The organism is Sorangium sp. So ce448 (assembly GCF_051520915.1).
GTDB lineage: Bacteria > Myxococcota_A > Polyangia > Polyangiales > Polyangiaceae > Sorangium > Sorangium cellulosum_B.
Genome location: NZ_CP150343.1, coordinates 1708672 through 1726236, shown reverse-complemented (window position 1 = coordinate 1726236; position 17565 = coordinate 1708672). Strand labels below are relative to the sequence as shown.

At 72.6% G+C, this 17565-nt stretch carries 14 protein-coding genes; 5 read left to right on the top strand and 9 right to left on the bottom strand.

Annotated elements, in window-relative coordinates; translation table 11 throughout:
- Window positions 1-142: 142 nt before the first annotated feature.
- The 7 genes from trpA to WMF45_RS06425 form a co-directional block, all read right to left on the bottom strand.
- Window positions 143-967, bottom strand: a complete 825-nt coding sequence (gene trpA, locus WMF45_RS06455; RefSeq protein WP_437716067.1) for a tryptophan synthase subunit alpha — start codon at window positions 965-967, stop codon at window positions 143-145.
- Window positions 964-2157 (bottom strand): tryptophan synthase subunit beta, encoded by a 1194-nt coding sequence (trpB, locus tag WMF45_RS06450; RefSeq protein ID WP_044964109.1) that lies wholly within the window; start codon window positions 2155-2157, stop codon window positions 964-966. Before trpB ends, trpA begins: the two co-directional genes overlap by 4 nt.
- A 56-nt stretch (window positions 2158-2213) precedes the next feature.
- On the bottom strand, window positions 2214-3698 hold the full coding sequence (gene trpCF, locus WMF45_RS06445) for a bifunctional indole-3-glycerol-phosphate synthase TrpC/phosphoribosylanthranilate isomerase TrpF (protein WP_437716066.1): 1485 nt from the start codon (window positions 3696-3698) through the stop codon (window positions 2214-2216).
- A complete protein-coding gene (gene trpD, locus WMF45_RS06440; RefSeq protein ID WP_437719499.1) occupies window positions 3691-4734 on the bottom strand; it encodes an anthranilate phosphoribosyltransferase in 1044 nt (347 codons plus the stop codon). Before trpD ends, trpCF begins: the two co-directional genes overlap by 8 nt.
- A 357-nt stretch (window positions 4735-5091) precedes the next feature.
- On the bottom strand, window positions 5092-5244 hold the full coding sequence (locus WMF45_RS06435; RefSeq protein ID WP_437716065.1) for a hypothetical protein: 153 nt from the start codon (window positions 5242-5244) through the stop codon (window positions 5092-5094).
- Window positions 5245-5247: 3 nt separating this feature from the next.
- Entirely contained in the window at window positions 5248-6150 is a 903-nt protein-coding gene (locus WMF45_RS06430) for a hypothetical protein (RefSeq protein ID WP_437716064.1), read from the bottom strand.
- Window positions 6147-8174, bottom strand: a complete 2028-nt coding sequence (locus WMF45_RS06425) for a redoxin domain-containing protein (RefSeq protein ID WP_437716063.1) — start codon at window positions 8172-8174, stop codon at window positions 6147-6149. The genes WMF45_RS06430 and WMF45_RS06425 overlap by 4 nt, the downstream gene beginning before the upstream one ends.
- 369 nt (window positions 8175-8543) lie before the next feature.
- On the opposite strand from WMF45_RS06425, the gene WMF45_RS06420 reads away from it, so the two are divergent.
- From WMF45_RS06420 to WMF45_RS06400, 5 genes are all read left to right on the top strand, one after another.
- Window positions 8544-9752: an FAD-dependent monooxygenase gene (locus WMF45_RS06420; protein WP_437716062.1), complete on the top strand. Its 1209-nt coding sequence runs from the start codon at window positions 8544-8546 to the stop codon at window positions 9750-9752.
- 189 nt (window positions 9753-9941) lie between these two features.
- Window positions 9942-12425 carry a sulfatase-like hydrolase/transferase gene (locus WMF45_RS06415; RefSeq protein ID WP_437716061.1) on the top strand — a complete coding sequence of 828 codons (2484 nt, stop codon included), beginning with the start codon at window positions 9942-9944 and terminating at the stop codon, window positions 12423-12425.
- A gap of 18 nt (window positions 12426-12443) precedes the next feature.
- A complete protein-coding gene (locus WMF45_RS06410) occupies window positions 12444-13535 on the top strand; it encodes a formylglycine-generating enzyme family protein (protein WP_437716060.1) in 1092 nt (363 codons plus the stop codon).
- Window positions 13536-13635: 100 nt separating this feature from the next.
- Window positions 13636-14244 (top strand): SH3 domain-containing protein, encoded by a 609-nt coding sequence (locus tag WMF45_RS06405; RefSeq protein WP_437716059.1) that lies wholly within the window; start codon window positions 13636-13638, stop codon window positions 14242-14244.
- Window positions 14241-15518 (top strand): guanine deaminase, encoded by a 1278-nt coding sequence (locus WMF45_RS06400; RefSeq protein WP_437716058.1) that lies wholly within the window; start codon window positions 14241-14243, stop codon window positions 15516-15518. Before WMF45_RS06405 ends, WMF45_RS06400 begins: the two co-directional genes overlap by 4 nt.
- On the opposite strand, the gene WMF45_RS06395 is transcribed toward WMF45_RS06400, so the two are convergent.
- A complete protein-coding gene (locus WMF45_RS06395) occupies window positions 15509-15757 on the bottom strand; it encodes a hypothetical protein (protein WP_044964103.1) in 249 nt (82 codons plus the stop codon). The two genes, WMF45_RS06400 and WMF45_RS06395, sit on opposite strands and share 10 nt — an antisense overlap.
- 130 nt (window positions 15758-15887) lie before the next feature.
- Window positions 15888-17273 (bottom strand): hypothetical protein, encoded by a 1386-nt coding sequence (locus WMF45_RS06390; protein ID WP_437716057.1) that lies wholly within the window; start codon window positions 17271-17273, stop codon window positions 15888-15890.
- Between the last annotated feature and the right edge of the window lie 292 nt (window positions 17274-17565).

The window sequence follows — 17565 nt, the reverse complement described above, 5'->3', positions numbered from 1 at the left end:
GGTGGAACGACATCGTCCCATGCCGCCGGGCCGTGCGCCGGCGCCAGAAGATCGGCGTCGGCGCCCCTGGCGAGCCCCCGGTTGCCCCCGTCGGACGGCGGCCGGCCGGCGTCGCGCCCCCGGACCGCGGCCGGCCCCGCGCTCAGCGCGCCGTCGCCGCCTTCATCTCGCGCACGAAGCTCGCGACGGCGCGCGCGGCCGCCTCGGGATCACCGACGTTCGCCGAGACCCGCTGGACGACCGCGGACCCGCTGACCACGCCGAACGCCCCCGCGGCGAGGGCGTCGCGCACGTGCTCGGGCTTCGAGATGCCGAACCCCAGGATCGCGGGCGGCGCGCCGAACCGGCGCAGCGTCTCGAAGAGCGCCCCGTGGCCCAGGCGCAGCTGCTCGTCCGCACCCGTCACGCCCTTGCGCGTCACGCAGTACGTGTACGCGCTGCACCGCTCCGCGAGCTGCTGCAGCGTGGCCTCCGAGGCGTTCAGCGGCGCGATCAGCACCGGCGCCACCCCCACGGCGCGCGCCGCCGCCACGTACGGATCCGACTCCCTCACCGGCACGTCGGCGACGAGCACGCTGTCGACCCCGGCCGCGGCCGCCGACGCGTAGAAGCCCGCCAGATCGCGGTGCTTCACGAGGTTCGCGTACGTCAGGATGCCGATCGGCACCTCCGGCGCCTCCGCCCGGAACCGCGCCAGGAGCTCGATGCAGTCGCCCGGCCTCACGCCGGCCTCGAGCGCCCGCACGGCGGCGGCCTGGATCGTCGGGCCGTCCGCGATCGGATCCGAGAACGGGATCCCGACCTCGATCGCGTCCGCGCCGCCCTCCACGGCCGCGCGCAGCAGCCGCGCGCTCGTGGCGAGGTCCGGATCCCCCAGCATCAGGAAGGGGATGAACGCCCCCTCGCCGCGCTGCCGCAGCCGCTCGAATGCGCGATCGTAGCGCGTCGTCACCGTCTCCCGACTCATGTCGACCTCCCGGGATCGAGCAGCCTCTGCGCCTGCTCCATGTCCTTGTCTCCGCGGCCCGACAGGTTCACGACGAGCACCGTCTCGCGCCCTGCCTGCGCCGCCTCCGCCACCATCTTCAGCGCGTGCGCGATCGCGTGCGCCGACTCGAACGCCGGGATGATGCCCTCGCTGCGCGCGAGCCGCTGGAACGCGTCGAGCGCCTCGTCGTCGGTCGCCGCGACGTACGTCGCCCGGCCCGACGTCATGAGGTGCGCGTGCTCCGGCCCGACGCCGGGGTAGTCGAGCCCCGCCGAGACCGAGTGCGTCTCTGCGACCTGCCCGTGCTCGTCCTGGAGGATGTAGGTCTCCGACCCGTGCAGCACCCCCGGGCGGCCCTTGAGGAGCGTCGCCCCGTGCATGGCGGTCGACAGGCCGTGGCCGGCGGGCTCCACGCCGACGAGCGCCACGTCCTTGTCCGGGATGAACTCGGAGAAGATCCCCATGGCGTTGCTGCCGCCGCCCACGCACGCGACCACCGCGTCGGGCAAGCGCCCCTCGGCCTCCAGGATCTGGGCGCGCGCCTCGCGGCCGATCACCCACTGGAAATCGCGCACGATCGTGGGGAACGGGTGAGGCCCGGCGACCGTCCCGATCAGGTAATGCGTGTCCTCGTAGCTCTCGGTCCAGTAGCGCAGCGCCTCGTTGAGGGCGTCCTTCAGCGTCTGCGAGCCCGAGGTCACGGGCACCACCTCGGCCCCCATGAGGCGCATCCGGAAGACGTTGAGCCGCTGCCGCTCGACGTCCTTCGCGCCCATGTAGATGCGCGTGGGCATGCCGAGCAGGGCCCCGATCATGGCGGTCGCGACGCCGTGCTGGCCGGCCCCGGTCTCGGCGATGAGCCGCCGCTTGCCCATGCGCCGCGCGAGCAGCCCCTGGCCGAGCGCCTGGTTCGTCTTGTGCGCGCCGCCGTGGAGCAGGTCCTCGCGCTTGAGGTACAGCTTCACGCGCGGATCGCCGGTCAGGTTGCGGCACAGGGTGAGCGGCGTCGGTCGCCCCGCGTAGGTCGTCAGCAAGGCGTCGAACTCCGCCGCGAACGACGGATCGCCGCGCGCCTCCAGGTACGCGCGCTCGAGCTGCTCGAGCGCGGGCACGAGGATCTCCGGGACATAGGCGCCGCCAAAGGCGCCGAAGCGGCCGCTTTGCTGCATGTGATTGCCTCGATCGTCGGTGGTGCGTTGTGCGTTGTGGGTCGTGAGAGCTGCCGTCAGGGGGAGGCGCGGTCCGCCGGGGCCCCGGGGTCATGGTCATGGCGCGACGGGCCGCGCGCGCTGTCGAACAGGCGCACGAGCAGGTCGGCGCACTTCTCGCCGGGCGCGCGCTCGACGCCCGACGCCACGTCGAGCCCCCACGTCCCGACCCGGCGCGCCGCGGCGATGTTGTCCGGGTTCAGCCCGCCGGCGAGCAGGCTCCTGGCGCGCGCCGGGTGGCCGTCGATCGCGCTCCAGGCGAACGTCCGCCCCGTGCCTCCCCGCGCCTCCGCCGTGCGCGTGTCGAAGACCAGCCGATCGGCGCTGCGCTCGACCTCCGCGCCCGCGCCGTCGGCGCTGGCCGCGCCCGCGGCGCCCGCCGCGCTGGCCGCCTCCCCGGACGGCGCCATCGGGACCGCCTTCCAGACCTCGCACCCCTCGGGGAGCGCGCGCCGCAGCGCCTCGATGAACGCGGCGTCCTCGTCGCCGTGGAGCTGCACGGCGCGCAGCCCGATCGCCCGCGCCGTATCCGCGACGAAGTCCACGGGTTGATTGAGGAAAACGCCGACGAAGGGCAGCCCCGCGGCCGTGGCGGCCACGATCTCGGCCTGCTCGCGCGTCACCCGCCGCGGCGAGGTCTCGGCGAAGACGAGGCCGCCGAAGCGGGCCCCGAGCCGCTCCGCCTCGCGCGCGTCCCCGGGCCGGGTCAGGCCGCAGATCTTCACCCTGCCGGTCACCAGCGCGCGCGCGGCGTCCGCGATGTCGGGGCTGCGCATGAGCGACGTGCCGACGAGGAACCCGTCCACCGAGGGCGCGAGCCGCTCCACGTGGGCGCGCGACTCGACGCCCGACTCCGCGATGACGATCCGATCGCGCGGCACGCGCGGGGCGAGCCGCTCCGAGACGGCGAGATCGACCTTGAGCGTCTTGAGATCGCGGTTGTTGATGCCGATCACGGGCGCGGGCAGCGCGAGCGCCCGCTCGAGCTCCGCGTCGTCGTGGACCTCGACGAGACAGTCCATGCCGAGCGCCTGGGCGGCGCCCAGGCAGAGGAGCGCGGTCGCGTCGTCCAGCACCGACAGCATGAGCAGGATCGCGTCCGCGCCGTTCGCCCGCGCCTCGATCACCTGGTAGGGCGAAACGACGAAGTCCTTGCAGAGGATCGGGACGTCCACGACCGCGCGCACGGCCTGGAGGATCTCGAAGCTGCCCTGGAAGAAGGGCTCGTCGGTCAGCACGCTCACCGCGTCGGCGACGCCGTAGTACGCGGCGGCGACGGTGTGCGGGTCGAAATCCGGCCGGATGAGGCCCTCGGACGGAGAGGCCTTCTTGCACTCCAGGACGAACCGCGCGCCCGGCGCGGAGAGCGCGCGCCGGAGGCTCCGCGAGGTGGGCGGCGCGCTCGCCCGAAGGCTGGCGAGCGGGGTCCGCCGCTCGCGCTCCGCCACGTCCGCCCGCTTCCGCTCCACGATGCGCGCGAGCACATTCCCCTGCTCAGCCATGTTTCGCCTCCTTCCGCGCTTCCTGGGCCCCGTCCCGGCTCAGCGCCACGAAGCGCGTGAGCCGCTCCGCCGCGCGCCCGGAGCCCAGCGCGTCGAGCGCCAGGGCCGTCCCCTCCCGCAGCCCCTCGGCGCGCCCGGCGATCCAGAGCAGCGCGCCGGCGTTGATCGCGACGGCGTCGCGGTGCGCGGGCGCGCCGCGCCCGGCGAGCAGGTCGCGGAGCCACGCCGCGTTCGCCGCCGGGCCGGCGCCCCGGAGCGCCTCGATCGGCGCCGGCGCGACCCCCGCGTCGGCCGGGTCGATCAAGAGCTCCTCGACGACCCCATCGCGGAGCCGGGCCGCGCGCGTCGGGGCGTGCAGGGCGACCTCGTCGAGCCCCCCGCCGTGGACGACGAGCGCGGCCTGGCACCCGAGCATGCCGAGCGTGCGCGCGGCGTGGGTGACGAGCTCCGGATCGTAGATGCCCATCACCTGGATGGGCGGCGCGCTCGGGTTCACGAGGGGGCCGAGCAGGTTCATGATCGTGCGCACCTTGAGGGCGCGGCGCACGGGCATCGCGTGGCGGAGCCCGGCGTGGTACTGCGGCGCGAAGAGGAAGCAGAAGCCGACCTCGTCGAGGGCGCGGCGCGAGACCTCGGCCGGCGGGTCGAGCCGGGCGCCGAGCGCCTCGAGCGCGTCGGCGGAGCCGCACTGGGAGGAGACCGAGCGGTTGCCGTGCTTGGCGACCGGCAGGCCTGCTTCGGCCGCGACGAAGGCGACGGCCGTCGACACGTTCACGGTGGACTGCCCGTCTCCGCCGGTGCCGCAGCAGTCGGCATAGACATAAGCCGGCCGCGCGAACGGCACCGACGTCCCCCGGAGCGCGCGCGCCGCGCCCGCGATCTCGGCGGGGGTCTCGCCCTTCGCCTTGAGCGCCACGAACAGCGCGGAGAGCTCGATCTCCGTCAGCGCCCCGGCGATCAGGTCGCGGAACAGCGCCTCGGTCTGCTCGGCGGAGAGGTCGACGCCGGCGCAGAGCGCATCGATGACTGCATGCATCATGGTTCTCTCCTCATGTTCACGGCTGTTCTGGCAGACACGGATCCTCGGGACTCGGGCGTCGCGCTGCGGCGCACTGCATAGCGGACAAAAGCGAAAAGGCCCACCGTTGTTCCGGCGGGCCCTCTTTCTTCTTTCCTTCAGGTCGTCCTCCCCGCAGGGAGGCGCGTTACCCGTGGTAAGGGCCCGCCTTGGTAGAGCACCAGCGCCACCAGCGCAGCCCTGCCACGCACGAACCCACCTCGACGGCCGAGCACGACGCGCCGCCGAGGACGAAGGCCTCGGAACAGCTGCGAGCGCAGGACGCGGCGAGCGCGCGGGACATGCGGGGAACATAGCTTGCGGGCGCGACGAGCGTCAAGCGGGTTCCGCGCGCGCCTTGAGCCGCCGCATCCCATCGGTCATGTCGGTCATGTCGGTCATGCGGCCGACGAGATAGAAGGCGCGGAAGATCGCATAAAAGAGATCGTTGGGCGCCTGGCTCGAGGAGAAGCCCGGGAGAGCGCACACGCATTACCTGGAGATCACGAGCCAGGTCAGCTCGTCGATCCCGGAGCCAGGCGACGTCCTGATGACCGAGCCGTCTGCCTCACCGGCAACCGGCGCCGAGAGCTTGCCGTCGTACTCGCTCATGCTCCGGAACCTCACGGGCGTCCCTGACGCCAGGTCCGAGGGGGCCTGGACCCCGATGGGCGAGTCGCTGGTCGTCGCGAACGGGTAGAGCGCGTAGACCGCCACGATCTCCTCCCCGCCGAGATCGGGGAACGGCGGCACGCGCTCCGGCGGGATCCTCCGGGCCGCGATGTCGTGGAGGGCCTCGCCGAGCGGCGTCGCGAGCGCGGCGCGGTTCACGGTGAGCTGGAGGCCATCGCCGACCTCCAGGACCTGCGGATCATCGCTGTTCGGACCAAGGGCGGCGCCCGCGGGCAGGTGCGGCACGAAGAGCGATCCCGCATCGACGGTGATCGCGTCGGTGAAGCGCAGCGGGAACATGGTCGTTCCCCGGCGCGGCGTCGTCCCCGCGTCCTCCATCGACTTCACAACGAAGTCGACCGGCGGCTCCGCGTCGCAGAGGAAGGTGAAGCGCCCATCCGCCCTCGATCGGTCCGAGTAGCAGACCGCGGTATTGCAGAACAGCACGGTGGCTCCGCCGATGGGCTGTCCCGCCTCGTCCGCGAGCACGCCGGTCACGCCTGGACCCGCCGGCGCGCCGCCTGCGCCGGAGCCGCCCGTCGCTGCGCCGCCGCCGGCGCCGGCGCCGCCGCCTCCGCTGACCGCTGCGCTGCCGCCGCCTCCGGCGCCGCCGCCGGTCGCCGCGCCGCCTCCGGCGTCCCCCGCCCCGCTGGTCGAGCCGCCGCCTCCGTCGCAACCGGACGCAATCAGCGTGGCCACCAGGAGCAGGGCGCGCTTCATCATTCGGCCAGCGCCTGCTCGATGACAGCCGTCATCGCATCCGGATCGTACTCATGCGTGACATACCGGACGATGCCGTCCTTCCCGACGATCACGTCGACCGGAAACGGGTTGGGGCCGGGGAAATTGGACGTCACGGCGGCGTAGGTGCTCGCGGTCTCCTCGAGCCCGACCGGAAAGCTGACCTTGATGTTGTCGCAATACGTCTGCACCTGGCCGATCTGATCGACCGGCTCCCTCGGGTTGAGGGCGACGATCTGCAGGCCCTGGTCCTTGTACTTCAGCCAGAACCGCTCCTCGGTGTCCGGCAGGTGGTTGGCGCAGACCGGACAGAAGGTGGCAAAGTAGGTGAGCAGAAGCACGCCCCCTGCCGACTCCTCCGAGGTCCATGTCGTGCCGTCCAGCATCGTGCCCGTGGTCGCGGGCAGGGGCGCCCCGACGCTCACGCCGGGCGCGTTGCCGACGAGGTAGCTCTTCCGCACCGGGGCCGCAGGGTCGTCCGAGGCGATGTGAAGATAGCCGATCTCCTGATCCGTCGCCGAGGCGAGGTAGGTCACGTTGAGCGCGATCGTCTCGCCGGGCGCGACCCGGGCCTGGCGTGGCTCGACGCTGAACGCCGATCCGCTGACCCAGTTGTCCACCAGCGTGAGCGGCGCCGTGCCCTGGTTCGTGACCTCGAGCGGGAGCGTCTTCCTCTCCCCGGCCGCGACCGGGCCGAAATCGATCCGCGCGGCGGACTCCGGGAGACGGATGTTGGGGGCGAGGCGGTCCGGATCGAGGCGGTAGGAATACGGGTTCTCCCAGGTGCCGATGAACACGTCCTGACCCCGGGCGGCGACGCCGAAGGTGCGCATCGTGGGGAGCTCGCGATCCGGATCGTCGTACTCGAACGCCCTCGGGATGCGCACGGCCGCGATGAAGGTCGGGGCGGCGGGCGTGGACACGTCGTACACGCGCACGTCGTTCCACGCGGCGACGAAGAGGCGGCGCTCGGAGTAGGCCAGGCGGAGCGGGGTCCCGGGCATCTCGGCGCGACCGACAACGACAGGGCGCGCGAGGTCGGAGATGTCGACAACGGCGACGCCCGCAGAGCCCGCCGCCACATAAGCGAAGTCGCCGTCCACGACGACGCCCTTCGCCTGGCCGCCGGTCGCCACGCGCCCGCGCTCCACCGGCGCCGTCGGGTCCGTCGCGTCGACCGTGACGAGCCCGTCCACGCCGTCGGCGACGAAGACATGGTTGTCGCGCGCCGCGACCCCCCACGCATTGGTGAATCCACCCAGGCTGCCGACCCGCGTGAACCCGACCGCGCTGTCGTAGCGGTAGACGCCGAGGCCATCTCCGTGCAGCCCCACGAAGATGTTGTGGTTCGCGACGTCGACTCCCTCGTAGCTGATCCCCTGCTCCTGCAGGACGGGGAGCTGCACCGGGGCCTCGGGATCGCTGATGTCCCAGCCGCTCAGGAACGCCGGGTTCCGGATGTTGCCGAGGTGCGTGGTGAAGACGAGATCATCGTCCCACGCGAGGTGCTTGCAGCCGGGCGTGCGGGTATCGCCGGGGATTGTGTGCTTGAGCCCCCCCGCGAGCACCTCCATGTCGGCGGGGTCCTCCGCATCGATGACGTTGAATGTGTAGCTGCAATTGAGGAGCAAGTCATCGTCGCGGACGCGGACCTCATCCGTGTGGCTCCCGACTTCGTGCAAGCTCTGGAGCTGCACCAGCGGGCTCAGGAAATGCCCGGGCTGGAGGGCGGTCGGAACGCATTCCCCGTCGACGGCCTCGGTGCCCTCGCCGCAGGCGACACCGGGGCTCGTCGCCGAAGGCACACACACGCCGTCGACGTCCTCGGTGCCCTCGCCGCAGACGACATCGGGGCTCGTCGCCGAAGGCACACACACGCCCTCGGCGGCCTTCGTGCCTGGACCGCACGACAGCCCGGTCTCGCGCACCGAGTCGTCGTCTCCGCAGGCGGACAAGGCGAGCAAGATCAGCGCGAAGACGGAAGCGCGACGTCGCAGCAGCGTCATGAAGAGCTCCTTGAAGGGGATGAAGGACAGGGCGGCTGATGAAGCAAGGGCAGCGTCTTTGTGACGATACAAGTCGCCGGGGGGGCCTGAGCAAGGAGAACCGGGGTCGCGGCGGCGCCGGCGCACATCTCCGACGGTGTCCCCCGTTGCGCCGTCCGGACCAGGTGGGGTCCAGGTCGGAGGCGGCGATTCGGATGGGGGCGGCCTCCGCGGCTCGAGGGCCTGGGGGACCGAACATGACGCATCACCGAGGACGCAGGCCTCGGAACGGCCCCGCGTGCAGCGCGCGGGGCATGTGGTAGTGAACCGCCGCAACGTCGTTGGAAGGGTCGTGGTCGCAGGAGGCCACGAGAGAGCACGGGAAGGTTCATGTTGAGAAGTGCGGTTCTTGGAGGCGGGATCGCCGGGTTGAGCGCAGCGATCGCCCTCGCCGGACGGGGGTTCGAGGTCGAGGTCTTCGAGCGACACGCTGCGCCGACGGACATCGGCGCGGGGATCGTCTGCTGGCCAAACGCCACATTCGTGCTCCAGGAGCTCGGGCTCCTGGAATCGATCGCCGGGCTGGCGGGACGCCCGACCCGGATGCGAAGGGTCTCGTGTACCGGTGAGGAGCTCGGCGCGCTGGACATCCGGAAGCTGGACCAGCTCATGGGGTCCCCGAGCCTCTCGGTGCTGAGGAGAGAGCTCCAGGCGGCGCTGCTGTCGCGCGTCACCGAGCTGGGTGTCCGCGTGCGGTACGGGCACGCCGCCGATCGCATCGAGCCCTCGGCGGCCGGCCCGGCGAGCGTTCACTTCGCGAACGGAGCGACCGTCGCGGCGGACGTGATCCTCGGAGCGGACGGGCGGATGCGATCGGTCGCGAGGGCGTTCGTGCACGGCGACAATCGCCCGAGATATCAGGGCTTCGTCAACTGGCTTGGCACGTTCGAGAGCGATCGCGCGGTGTTCTCGGAATCGCAGATCGAGGTGATGGACTGCTGGGGTGTCGGCGTGCGCTTCGGCGTCGTGCCCGTATCTCGATCGAAGGCGTACTGGGCCGGCGCCGCGGCCTGCCCTGAAGCTCGGGGCAAGGGGCCAGCAGATCACCGGGCCGAGCTCCGCGCCCTCTTCCGCGGGTGGCCGAGCCCGATACCGGAATTGATAGAGGAGACGCCCATCGAGCGCATGAACAAGATCTACGTCCACGATCACGATCCCATCGATACGTGGCATCGAGATAACGTCTTGCTGATCGGCGACGCCGCGCACGCGGCGCTGCCCACGTCGGGCCAAGGCGCCAGTCAGGCCCTCGAAGACGCGTGGCACCTGGCCGACTGCCTGGGCGGCGCGGCCTCCCTCGAGGAGGCGTTCACCGCCTTCACGAAGCGCCGCCACGCCAAGAACGCCGCGATCAACGCGGGCGCCCGCGACCTGGCGCGCTCGCTGTTCGCGACCGATCCTGCGCTTTGCGAGGCGAGGGATCGCAGGAGCAACGCGACCGACTACGAGGCCATGGTGCAGGGCATGGCGAGGGGCTGGTCCAGCGGACTGCCGATGAGCGGGCGTCCGGGCGCCCCGTCGGCTCAGCTTCAGGCGTGACCAGCCCGGGAGGGGTGCCGGCGCGCTCGGATTGCCGGCCGCCGGCGCCCCCGGCTCGTCCGCTCCCGCAGGATACTTTGCGGCCCGGTAGACCGATGGTAGGCCCCGTTCTCCAGGGCGCACGACCTCGCGGCCAGGCGCGACAGGCCCTCGCGAGGCGCCCCCCGCGGCCCTCCCCCCTGCGTGCCCATGATCACCGCCGAACCAGGTCCCCCGCCGCCGCCGAGCGCCGCCGGCTCTCATGACAGCGTCCCGCCGCGATCGCCGAGCGGCCCGCCCGCCCGGCAGAGCGCGCCGCCGGGGCGGTCCGTCCCCCCGCCCGGGCGGTCGGCCCCTCCGCCGCCGCGCCGCAGCGCCTGGACGACCCGCCTCGGCGAGGCCTGCGTCCTCGGCCTCGGCGTCGCTGCGCTCTCCGCCGTACCGACCGCCCTGCGCACCGCCCGCGCCGGCGCGTCCTTCCTCGACGGGCTCCTCGTCGGCACCGCCGTCCTGCTCCCGCTCGTCACGCTCGCGCTCATCCTCTCGCGCGCCGCCGGCCGCGGCTTCCGCGGCATCGTCGGCGCGGGCGGCGAGCGGCTCGCCGTCCTCCGCGTCGCGCTCTGGATCGGCGTCGCCTTCCCTGTGCTCGCCGCGCTCGCCGCCCTCCTCAAGGCGACGACCCACCACCGAGGCCTCGCCGGCGCGACCTTCGGCGTCCTCGGCCTCGCCGGCGTCGCGGCGGCGGCGCTCGTCACCCAGCGCCTCGTCGCGCTCGGCGATCGCCTCGCCGCCCGCGGCGTGAAGCCGTGGCTCCTCGCCGTCGCCGGCACGGCCATCGGGGTCGTGCCGCTCGTCGCCGCGTTCGCTCCGCTCGCCGCCCACGCGACCAGCACGACAGGCGACGCCGGGGCCGCCGTGCGCGCCGCCATCGTCGACGGCGCCATCGCGCTCGTGGCGACCGCGCTCGTGTCGAGCGTCGACCTCAGCGCGGCCGTCGGCCGCATCGCCGGAATCGCGGGCGTCCCGCTCGCCGCCCTGGTCCTCATGACCGCGACCGCCCGGATCGAGTCGTTCCCTCCGCTCGGCCAGGCCGTGCGCGCCGGCGGCGGGCTCGCGGCCACCCTCTTCAGCGCGCTCGAGCAGTGGACCGACCGCGACGGCGACGGGATGGGCTCGCACTTCGGAGGCCTCGACTGCGACGAGGGCGATCCCACCCGGTATCACGGCGCGCCGGAAACGCCGGGCGACGGCATCGATCAGGACTGCAGCGACGGGGCCCACGAGCGCGCCGCCTCCCTGCCCGCCAGGGCCGTCGCGGGCTCGCCGACCGGCGCGCTGACGACCGCGGCCGCCGTCGCCCCGCCGGCCGCCGCTTCCGGCGCCCCGTCGGCCGCTCCTGCCGGCGGCCTGCCGACCGCTCCCGCCGGCGCCACGCCGGCCCCTCCTGCCGGCGCCACGACGGCCGCGCACGTGCGCGCCGCCTCCACGCCCGCCGCGCGCGACGAGGGCGGCGCCGTCATCCCGGCCGTCCTGACGAAGACCATCTCCCCCGCCGGGACCACGCCCGCGCCCGCCGCCGCGCCGACGCGCCCCGACGTCCTCCTCGTCACGCTCGACACGGTCCGCGCCGACCACACGTCGGCCTACGGCTACCGCCGCGACACCAGCCCGCGGCTCGCCGAGCTCGCGGCCCGCGGCGTGCTGTTCGAGCGCGCCTACGCCGCCTCGAGCGAGACGCAGCGGGCCATCTCGCCGCTCGTCACCGGCCGCCGCCTCAACCGAGCGGCGCGCGACCGCCGCGAGTGGCCCACGCTGCTGCCCGAGAACGACACCCTCGCGGAGCGCATGAAGCGCGCCGGCTACCTCACCGCCGCGGTCAGCTCGTTCACGTGGATCAGCCAGGAGCGCGGCTTCGATCAAGGGTTCGACCGCTTCGAGACCGTCTACGGCGACGCCCACCCGGAGCGCGAGGCGACAGGCCACCTCGCGGTCGAGAAGGCCATCGAGCTCCTTGAGGGGGTTGCCCAGCGCACCCAGCCGATCTTCCTCTGGCTCCACCTCTTCGACGCCCACGAGCGCTACGTCGCCCACCCCGGCATCCGCTTCGGCGCCGGCAGGACCGCCGCCTACGACGGCGAGATCGCCTACGTCGACCGGCAGCTCGGGGCCCTGCTCGACGCCGTGGCGAGGGGCCCCCGCGCCGGCCGCACGGCGGTCATCGTCCACGGCTCGCAGGGCGAGGGGCTCGGCGAGCACGGCCCCGTCGGGCACGGCGTCGAGCTCTACGAGGAGGCGATCCGCGTCCCCCTCGTCATCGCCCTCCCCGGCGCCGCGCCGGGCCGCTACCCGCACCCCGTGAGCACGGTCGACATCGCGCCCACCGTCCTCGACGTCGGCGGCGCCGAGGCCACGGCCGTCGAAGGCGCCTCCCTGGCCGCGATCGCCGCCGGCGCCGAGCGCGCGCCCCGAGGACCGGTGTTCGCCCGCACCGCCCGCCGCGCCGCGGTCGTCGACGGGCAACTCAAGCTCCTCGTGATCGAGCGGAAGAAGCGGGCGAAACAAGACCGGCTGCTCCTGTTCGATCTCGGGAGCGATCCCCGGGAGACCCGTGACCTGTCCGGCGAGCGGCGCTTCGAGGCCGACCTCGGGCGGCTCCGCGAAAAGTTGTCTGCCTTCGAGTCTCCCTCGCAGTAGAGTTTACTGCGAGGGATCATGCACCGAATCGCCCCTTCGACGCGGAAGCCCGCGCCCCCCCGCGAGAGGGCGCTGCGCGCCGCCGTCGCCGTCGGCTTCGCGCTGGGCCTCGCCTCGCTCGCGCTGCTCGTCGTGCGCCTCGCGGAGGCGCCGTCCGTGCCGCTGACGCTCGGCGCGGGCGCCATCACGGGCTCGCTGCCGCGGCGCCTCCGGTTCGAGTGGCGCCTCGTGCGCGATCGTCACTGGCAGATCGCCTCGTCGCCCGCCGAGTCGCGCGAGGCCACCGACCAGATCGAGGGCACCCGCGGCACCTGCCCGACAGGCATGGTCGAGGTCGCCGGCCTCATGAAGCTCGACCCCGCCCCGAAGGCCCAGGGCGACCTGCGCTCCATCGACGAGATGCAGCGGACCACCTGCAAGCACTGGATCAGCAGGGACTACCCCGAGCGGTGCGCGGAGTTCGATCGCGAGAAGTGGCTCTCGATGTCGAAGGATCTCGACACGAAGCCGATGCACTTCTGCATGGATCGCTACGAGTACCCCAACCAGAAGGGCGTCTATCCGTTCATCCTCGTCTCGTTCTACGAGGCGAACGAGCTCTGCGCCGAGGAGGGCAAGCGCCTCTGCGACGAGGCCGAGTGGACCTTCGCCTGCGAGGGCGAGGAGGCGCGCCCCTACCCGTACGGTTACGTCCGCGAGCCTGAAGCGTGCGTCGTCGATCAGGGTTGGCGCCCGTACATCGAGACCGCGCTGCGCCCCCGGGGCGGCCCCGCGGCCATGGCCGAGATGGACCGGCTCTGGCAAGGCATGGCGTCGGGCGTCCAGCCCCGCTGCCGGAGCCCCTTCGGCGTCTACGACATGACCGGCAACATCGATGAGTGGACCCGTTCCGTCCGCGAAGGCGAGCGCCCCTCTATCCTGAAGGGCGGCTACTGGGGCCCTGTCCGCACGCGCTGCCGTCCCTCGACCCGCTCGCACGACGAGAACCACATGTTCTACCAGCAGGGCTTCCGCTGCTGCGCGGACCACGGCGCCACGATCGGCGTCCCCGCGGAGCGCGCCGTCTCCGGCGATCCTGCCGCCGCCCCGCTGCCGCGCGAGCTCCGCTGACGCGCTCGCTGGCGTGCAGACAAGCGCGCGGCGCGCGTCGTCGGAGCTCGCGCCGCCGCGCAGTCGACCGCGCTCGCGGCAGCGCGTATCCTCTGCGCTGATGGACCACCCCCCCGCCGGACAGGGCGCCTCGCCTGGCCCCCGCGACGTGCGCGCCGAGCACGCCGGCACGCGCCTCGCTGCCCGGGCGGAGCCGCCGGGCGCCGCGCCGGCCCCGCCGCGCGCGCGCCAGCTCGATCGGCTGACCGGGCTCGTGCTCCTCGCCGCCGCCGCCGTCGTGCTGCTCCCGGCGGCGCCCGTCGTGTTGCGGGCGGTCGCCGGTGATCGCTCGCCGGCGCAGAGCGCTGGCCGGTTCGCGCACCTCCTCGACGGGCGTTCCCCGGCGGACCGGCGCGCGCAGGTCCACCCTCGTTTCCCGTTCGACGACGATCCAGGCTCCGACGAGCGGCCATCCCCTCACGACGACGGCCCTGCCTTCGACGACGAGGAGGACCCGGGCGGGCCTGCGCGCCTCCAGGCGGGCATCGCCTCGCGCGGCATCACGCTGCTCGACGAGCCGCGGGCGGACGGCACCCGGGTCGGCGCCATCGCCGCGGGCGAGATCGTGATGATCGTGCGCGAGTCGGGCGCGTGGGCCCTCGTCATGAAGAACGGCGGGGGCGAGCTGCTCATGGGCTGGGCCCGCCGGAGCGAGATCGCCATCCGATGAGCGCGCGCTCGCCGGAGTCGCCGCGCGCCTACCGCGGTCGTCTGCTCACCCCGATCCCCGCGTCGCCGGACGGCGCTCGGGTCCGATTCATCGACGACGCGCTGCTCGTGGTCGGCGGCGACGGTCGGATCGCCCAGGCAGCGCCGTTCGCCCCGGGCGCGTTCCGCGGGCCGGTGCTGGACCTGCGGCCTGCGGTGTTGATGCCGGGCTTCATCGACGCGCACGTCCATTTCCCGCAGACGCGCATCATCGGCAGCGCCAGCGGCCCGCTGCTCGACTGGCTCGATCGGTCGGTCTTCCCCGAGGAGGCCCGCTTCCGCGACGAGGCCTATGCCACGCTCGTCGCGGGCGAGTTCACAGGCCGGCTGCTCGCGTCGGGCACGACCACCTGCGTCGTCTTCTCCAGCTCGTGCGCCGGCGCGACCGACCGGCTGTTCCGCGCCCTCTTGGCCGCCGGCCTGCGCGGCATCGCCGGCCTCACGCTCATGGACCAGAGCTGCCCGGAGGCGCTCCGCGTCCCTCGCGACGAGGCCATCCCGGCCGCCCGCGATCTCGTGCAGCGCTGGCACGGCGAGGGCGGCGGCCTCCTCGAGTTCGCGATCACCCCCCGCTTTGCCCCGAGCTGCTCCCGTCCCTTGATGGAAGCCGCCGCGCGGCTCGCCCGCGATCACGGCCTCCTCGTGCAAACGCACGTCGCCGAGAACCCGGCCGAGGGCGAGGCCACGCTGCGCGCGCACCCCTGGGCGCGCGACTACGTCGACGTCTACGACCGCGTCGGCCTGCTCACCGGGCGCGCCCTGCTCGCGCACGCCATTCACCTCTCGCCGCGCGAGTGGGACCGCCTCGCGGAGACGGGCTCCTCGGTCGTCCACTGCCCCGACTCGAACTTCTTCCTGGGCAGCGGCCGCATGCGCCTCTCCGACCCGCGCGCGCGCGGGGTCCCGGTCGGGCTGGGCAGCGACGTCGGCGCGGGCCGCAGCTTCGACATGCGCCGCAGCATGTCGAGCGCCTTCGACAACGCCCTCTGTCTCGGCGACCGCCTGACCCCGGCGGATCTCTTCGTCATGGCCACGCAGGGCACCGCCGACGCCGTTGGCCTGGGCCGCGTCGTCGGCAGCCTCGACGCCGGCAAGGAGGCGGACTTCATCGCCGTGCGTTTCCCCGAGCACGTGCTCGGCGAGGCCGAGACGCTGAACCACCTCGTCTTCGCGTCCGACGCGACCGTCGCGACCGTCCAGCGCGCGTTCGTGCGCGGCCGGCCAGTCTACCCCTGACCGGTCCCCCTCTCGTCCTCGGCGGCCTCATAGACCTCGAGCTCCCAGACGAGGATCTCGAAATCTCGCCGCAGGATGTACCGTGCGCCGTCGTCCCCGCGCACCTTGAAGTAGAGGTGATCGCCTCCGGGCCACCGGTCGAGGATCTCCGTCACCCGCACGCGGCGCTCCCCCAGGGTGACCGTCTCGGGCTCTTCGCTCCCGCCGTGGCCGGCACGGCACGCCACATCGACCCGCATCTGCCTCTCGCGCAGGGTAGCAGGCGCGGGCGCCTGGCTCCCGCGATCCCTCCAGGGAGAGGGCTCGCTCGGCCGGACGCCCCGCAATGGCGGCGCTCCCGGGGTGTCGCGCCCGGGAGCGCCTCCTCGCTCAGTTCGGGTTGACCGAACAGCCGTAGAGCAGCTCCATGCCCGCGGTGTTGTCCTGCGCCGCCATGGCGCACGTGTCCTCGCACAGCTTGATCTGCCCCTCCTCGATGTAGAAGGACGAGGTCGCCCCGGCGCACTCCTCGAGGCTCTTCACCTGGGAGAAGGTCTTCTTCTGCCCGCCGTCGCTCGGCGTGAACTCGATCTGCACCGTCTTCAGGTCGATCGAGTGCCCGTCCGGCGCCGTGGGCACCGCGATCTCGCACGACAGCTTGGCGCCCGAGATCACGCTGTCTGCGATGGCCTGGAACACCGCATCATACGTGGCGTGCTGCTGGATCGGGTATCTCAGCCCGCCGGTCATGACGCTGAGGACCTGATAGGTCGTCCCGGGATCGACCGAGTCTGGCCTGCACTGCTCCCAGGTGGCTGGCGCCTCCGGCGGCCAGGGGGCGGTGATTGGGTCGTTCTCCTTGATGCCCACGAAGCTGAAGAACTTGTAGTTGCGCGCGTCCTTCGAGCCGAAGAACTCCGGCGCGACCGCCATGAGGGCCGCGTCGAAGGTCTCTGCCGAGAGGGTGCCGCCGGCGACGTTCTCGTTCTCGGGCAGATCGTCGTCGAGATCGTAAAGTTTGATGTCAGCCCCCTCGTCGACGGCCGTCTTGCTCGCGCCGAGCGACTTCGTCGTGCAGTCGACGCCGTCATCGGTGATCTCGACGAACACCTTGAGCGAGTCCTCCCGCAGCCACTGCGACCACCCGGGTGACGTGGTCTCTCCCCTGGGCTGGATCGCGCCCTTCAGCGTGTCGATCGCCATGCAGAGCGAGTCGATGCTGCTGATATCCAGGTTGTACTGGTAGAAGTGCGGCGGATTGGTGTTCGGGATCGACGGGACCGGCGAGCAGCTCCCGCTGCCGAGCGGCGCCTCGATGCAGACCGACTGCTCCAGGTCCGAGCTGCCGTGCCTCGATAGCATGATGACGCGGAAATCGATCTTGCTCGCCGCGATGATCGAGGCGAAGTTCTGGTTGATGTTCCGCTGGACGCTGTTGATCTCGTCCTTCATGCTCTCCGAGTTGTCGATGATGAAGATGATGTCGGCCGGGCGCTGCTGGTAATCGGCCTGCAATCGGGTCGCGACGCACGCCGTATCGCCGTTGAGCGCCGCGTCCTTGTCCCCGGGCCCTGCGTCGACATCGAACTCACCGCCGTCCCCCAGCCCGCTCCCGGACGTCTCGCCGCTGCTGCCGCTGCCGCCGCTGCCGCTTCCAGAGCCGCTGTTGCCGGGGTTCGCCTCACCACCCCCGCCGGAGCAGCCACCGATGGCTGCCGCCGCCGCAAGCAAACCCAGACCAACCAGCCCAACAAGCGTCTTCGTCGAGAGCTTCAAAATGACCTCCAAATTGGGGAACGCGACAATGCGCAGCGACGGATGTTACCAGACTCACGTCCCAGTGAACGCGATCGGCATGAAATAATCCAGACCGACATGAGGTAGACAACCGACCACCGTTGTCGGTCCAGGTACCTTGTCCACGACCGTTCGACTCGCCCTCTGGGACAGGCTCACCAAAGGAGCGAGGACATGGCCGATGGCGGGTGAACCGGAGCGCCGCGCGACGAAGCGGCCCCGGGGCAGCGCGGCGAGACCACCCTCGGGTACACGCAGCGAGCGCGGCGCA